This window comes from Longimicrobiaceae bacterium (genome assembly GCA_035936415.1).
In the GTDB taxonomy this organism is placed as follows: domain Bacteria; phylum Gemmatimonadota; class Gemmatimonadetes; order Longimicrobiales; family Longimicrobiaceae; genus JAFAYN01.
Genome location: DASYWD010000532.1, coordinates 1 through 4,613, shown reverse-complemented (window position 1 = coordinate 4,613; position 4,613 = coordinate 1). Strand labels below are relative to the sequence as shown.

4 protein-coding genes are annotated in these 4,613 nt (G+C 69.3%); 1 reads left to right on the top strand and 3 read right to left on the bottom strand.

The genetic code is table 11. From position 1 onward, the window contains the following. Positions 1-363, bottom strand: a 363-nt coding sequence (locus VGR37_21535) for a hypothetical protein (GenBank protein ID HEV2149994.1), incomplete at its 3' end; no start/stop codon positions are given. A 240-nt stretch (positions 364-603) separates the two neighbouring features. Between VGR37_21535 and VGR37_21530 the strand changes: the two genes are divergently transcribed. Continuing rightward, positions 604-2,055, top strand: a complete 1,452-nt coding sequence (locus VGR37_21530) for an ATP-binding protein (GenBank protein ID HEV2149993.1) — start codon at positions 604-606, stop codon at positions 2,053-2,055. A gap of 63 nt (positions 2,056-2,118) precedes the next feature. On the opposite strand, the gene dnaN is transcribed toward VGR37_21530, so the two are convergent. After that, positions 2,119-3,231 (bottom strand): DNA polymerase III subunit beta, encoded by a 1,113-nt coding sequence (gene dnaN, locus VGR37_21525; protein ID HEV2149992.1) that lies wholly within the window; start codon positions 3,229-3,231, stop codon positions 2,119-2,121. A 292-nt stretch (positions 3,232-3,523) separates the two neighbouring features. Continuing rightward, positions 3,524-4,613, bottom strand: a 1,090-nt coding sequence (gene dnaA, locus VGR37_21520) for a chromosomal replication initiator protein DnaA (protein ID HEV2149991.1), incomplete at its 5' end; no start/stop codon positions are given.

The window sequence follows — 4,613 nt, the reverse complement described above, 5'->3', positions numbered from 1 at the left end:
CCCCCCCCCCCCGCCGCTGAGCTTCATCCCGGCGATGACGTCCAGGAGCATGGCCCCGGCGACGGCGCCCACCGCCACGCCGAGGGCGCCCCGGTTGGCGCCCCGGACCCGGAACGCGGAGCCCAGCGCCGCCAGGTCCAGGGCGTCGCCGCCCACCCGGGCCCAGATCCCCGGCGCCCTGCGCGGCGTGCCCAGCACGGCCACCCCGGTGCCGATCTCGCGCACCCCGAGGACCCGCAGCACCCCCGCGGCGCGATTGCCCAGCCCGAAGGCCCGGCTGAGCTGGTTGGCGCCCACGATCTCCGCGACCCCGAGGGCGATGCTGAACCACCCCATCCCGCGTGCCAGCTTCTGTCCGTTCATGGCTCCCGCCTCTGTTCTCTGGATTTCCGTTCTCTCGCTCGAAAGGGGAGTACGGCGGTCGCAAGACGAGGGCCATATGCATGCTAACTGTTGCTGCTGCAGTCGCTTCCGGCAGCCGTGCAACGCTGGACGGCAACCCTGGTCCGGGCTGCGGCGTGCCGTACCCACCCTTGTCCATTGCATGCTCACATGCTAGCATGCTAACGTGTGAGCACTCAACCACACGAGCCAGCGATTCCCATGTTCGAAACTCTGGTAGACAGGGAGAGCGAAGCCGCAGAGCTGCGGGCGCTGGCGGACTCGGGGAGACGTAAACTGGCGCTGCTGTACGGGCGCCGACGTGTGGGCAAGACGTACCTCCTGACCCAGCTCTGGGACGGTGAGCGGGCGTTCTACTTCACCGCCTCCGCCACTTCCCCGGAGATCAACCGGCGGGTCCTGCTGGAGGAGGCCGGCCGGTGGTCCGGTGAGGAGTTGCACCCGGAGGACTATCCCACCTGGAGGGCAGTGTTCCGCGCGCTCTTCGGCCTGCACCCGGAACGAGACCTCGTCATCGTGCTCGACGAGTTCCAGTATCTCGCCACCGGCGATGCAGGTCTGGCGGAAGTCGCCTCGGAACTGAACGCGGTCTGGGAAGGCCGACTCCCCCGGACCGGCGGCCTGCTCCTCGTGCTCTCCGGATCGGCGGTGCGGACGCTGGCCGCCCTCGCCAACGGCGGCTCCCCGCTTTACGGGCGGCTCGACTGGGTACGACAGCTTCACGCCTTCGACTACTACGACGCGGGCCGGATGCTGCCGGGGTACGCCCCGGCAGACCGGATCCGCGCCTACGCTGCGTTCGGCGGCGTGCCGAAGTACCTCAGCTCCGTCGACTCGGCCCGTCCGCTCGGCCAGAACATCGTGGACCTGCTCCTCCGGCCACACGGCGAGGTCCGGCTGCAGCTCGAGACGGTGCTGGCGCAGGAGGAGGGGCTGCGGGAGTACGCCACGTACCAGGGGATCCTGCAGGCGGTTGGGATCAAGCGGCGCCAGCGGGGCGAGATCGCAGCTGCCCTGGGGCGCGAGGCCGATACGCCGCTCCGGCGCATGATCGCCCAGCTGGTGGAGCTGGGATTCCTGGAGGAGGAGAAGAATCCTGGTGAGCCGGGCAACCAGGCCGCACGATACCGGATTGCCGATCCGGCGCTGCGCTTCTACTACGGGATGGTCCTCCCGAACGAATCGGCCATCGCCAGCGCGGGGGCGGCTACTGTGTGGACGGAACGCCTCGCGGCGCAGCTATTTCCGGCCTATGTCGGGCGGGAGGTGTTCGAGGACGTGGTCCGGCAGGCGTACCTGCGCCACTCGCGCGCCCGGGGGCTGCCGGCCGTGGAGACATGGGCGCGATGGGAGGGCCGGGACCGCGACCGCAATCCCGTGGAGATCGACCTGGTGGTGCGCCTGCTGGACGGGCGCATGATGACGGGCTCGGCCAAGTTCCGCGAGCGCGCAGCGGATGCCACCGTTCTGCTGGAGCACCTCGACGCCCTCCGGCGCCTGGCCGCGAGCGGGCGCGCGTGGGCACGTGAGGCGCTGGAGCCCGGCGCCCCGATGCTGTTCGCGTCCGCGGCGGGATTCAAGCCGTCTTTTCTGGAGGCCGCGCGGGATCTCCCATCTTCCCTCGTGACCTGGACCGTTGACGACCTGTACTGAAAAGCGAAGGGGAGGCCGCCCAGGACCTCCCCTTCCCCACCCCTACAAGCCGCCCTCTCCCCCTCAGCTCAACAGCCGCAGCGGCATCACCAGGCACATGTAGTCCGGCGTGTCCTCGTTCCCCACCGGCTCCATGGTCGCCGCGCGCTCCGGTGCCTTGAAGGTCATCTTCACCTCGTCGGTGGGCATGTAGCGCATCAGCTCCAGCAGGTACTGCGCGTTGAAGCCGATCTCCAGCGGCTCGCCGTCGTACTCCACCGGGAGCTCCTCGGTGGCCTCGCCCAGGTCCGGCGTCTGCACCGAGAACTTCATCATCGGCCCGCCCAGCGACATGCGGATCCGGTGCGTCTGGTCGCTCGCCACGATCGCCATGCGGCGCACCGCCGAGTTCAGCGCCGCCTTGTCCACCACCATCGTCTTGTCGTTGTCCTTCGGGATGACCTGCTCGTAGTTCGGGTACGGCCCCTCGATGAGGCGGGTGAACACCTGCACCGCCTCCGTCCGGAACCCCAGGTGGTTCTCCGAGCGGGCCACCTCCACGGCCTCCTCCGGCCCGAACAGCTTCTGGACCTGCCCCAGGGCCTTGGGGTGCACGATCAGGTCTCCAGCGGCCACGTGGGCGTCTCCCTCGTCCAGCGGCAGCGTCATCTTCGCCAGGCGGTGGCCGTTGGTGGCCACCATCCGCATCTCCTGCTCGCCCAGCTGCCAGAGCACCCCGTTCAGGATGGGCCGCGTCTCCTCCGTGGAGGCCGCGAAGCTCACGTGCGAGATGAGCCGCGCCAGGTCGCGCCCGGTGAGCTTCCAGGTCTCCTCGAAGGCCACCTTGGGGAAGGCGGGGAACTCGTCCCGCGGGAGGCCGTTCAGGCGGAAGCGCGAGCGGCCGCTGGCGATGGTGATGGTGTCGCCCTGCGTGGAGATCTCCACCGACCCCGGCAGCTCTCGCGCGATCTCCTGCAGCTTCTTGGCCGGCGCGGTGATCGCCCCCGGCTCCGCCACCTCCGCCGGGATCCGCACCGAAACCGCGGTGTCCAGGTCCGTCCCGCTCAGCCGCACCGCGCCGTCTTCCGCTTCCAGGAGGATGTTGGCGAGCACGGGGAGGGTCGTGCGCGTCGGGATGCTCCCGGCCACCGACCCCAGCCCCTGCTGAAGGTTCTCACGCGTGATCGTGAATCTCATCGATGTCCCCAGACTCTGGAGTTTGACGGTTGTCCACCGGGAAGCAGTCCTGCCAACCTGGAGATATTAAATACAGTATCAGTAATAGAGGGTGTGGACGCGTGGAAAGCTGCCCCCGCCCACCCTCCATCCCGTTGCTGCGCACCCACCTGCCCACCCTCCGCACCCTGTGGACGGAGCTGTGGAGAACCCCCCTGCTCTCCACGCCGTCCACGCCTCCATCCACACCGGCGGGATCTCCACAACTTCTCCACACCCCCTCCACAGCGATATCCACACGGCCGGCGGGCGCTCATCGGAGCGCCGCGCGCAGGGCTTCCACGCGCTCGCGGAAGGCCGGGTCCGCCGCCATGTCCTCCTCCACCTTGGCGATGGAGTGGATCACCGTGGAGTGGTCGCGGCCGCCGAACAGCTTCCCGATCTCCACCAGCTGCAGGTCGAACATCTCCTTGATCAGGAACATCGCCACCTGGCGGGGCACCGTGAGGTCCTTGGTGCGCTTCTTGGACTGCAGCGCCTCCGGGGTCACGCCCCAGGCGCCGGCCACGCGCTCGCGCACCGCGGCCGGCGAGAGGCCGCCGGGGCCGCTCTCCTCGGCCGACGCCGTGCCGCCCAGCACCTCGCGCGCGAACTCCACGCTGATCTCGCGGCGGTACAGGGAGGAGTGCGCGAACAGCTTGGTGACCGCCCCCTCCAGCTCCCGCACCGACGAGGTGCGCGTCTGGGCGATGTAGGTGAGCACCTCGTCCACGTCCGCCATCTGCAGCCCCTCCTCCTCCATCTTCTTGCGGAGGATGGCCATGCGCGTCTCGAAGTCGGGCGGCTTGATGTCGGCCACCAGCCCCCACTCGAAGCGCGAGATCAGGCGGTCCTCCAGCCCGATCTCCTTGGGCGGCCGGTCCGAGGTGAGGATGATCTGCTTCTGCGCGTCGTGCAGCGCGTTGAAGGTGTGGAAGAACTCCTCCTGCGTGCGCTCCTTCCCCTCCAGGAACTGGATGTCGTCCACCATGAGCAGGTCCATCTGCCGGTACTGCCGGCGGAACTCCGCCATGGAGCCCTCCTGGATGGCGCTCACCAGCTCGTTGGTGAAGCGCTCCGAGGACAGGTACATCACCCGCTTGGCCGCGTCGCGCGCCAGCATCGTCTGCCCGATGGCGTGCATCAGGTGGGTCTTCCCCAGCCCCACCCCCCCGTAGATGAAGAGGGGGTTGTACATGCGCGCCGGCGCCTCCGCCACCGCGTGCGCGGCCGCGGCGGCGAGCTGGTTGTTGTTCCCGACGACGAAGCGGTCGAAGGTGTAGCGCTCGTTGAGCGGGGAAAGGCCCGGCGAGGGGCGCGCGCTCGGCGCGGCGGCCGCGTAGTCGATGGGCGCGGCGCGGGGG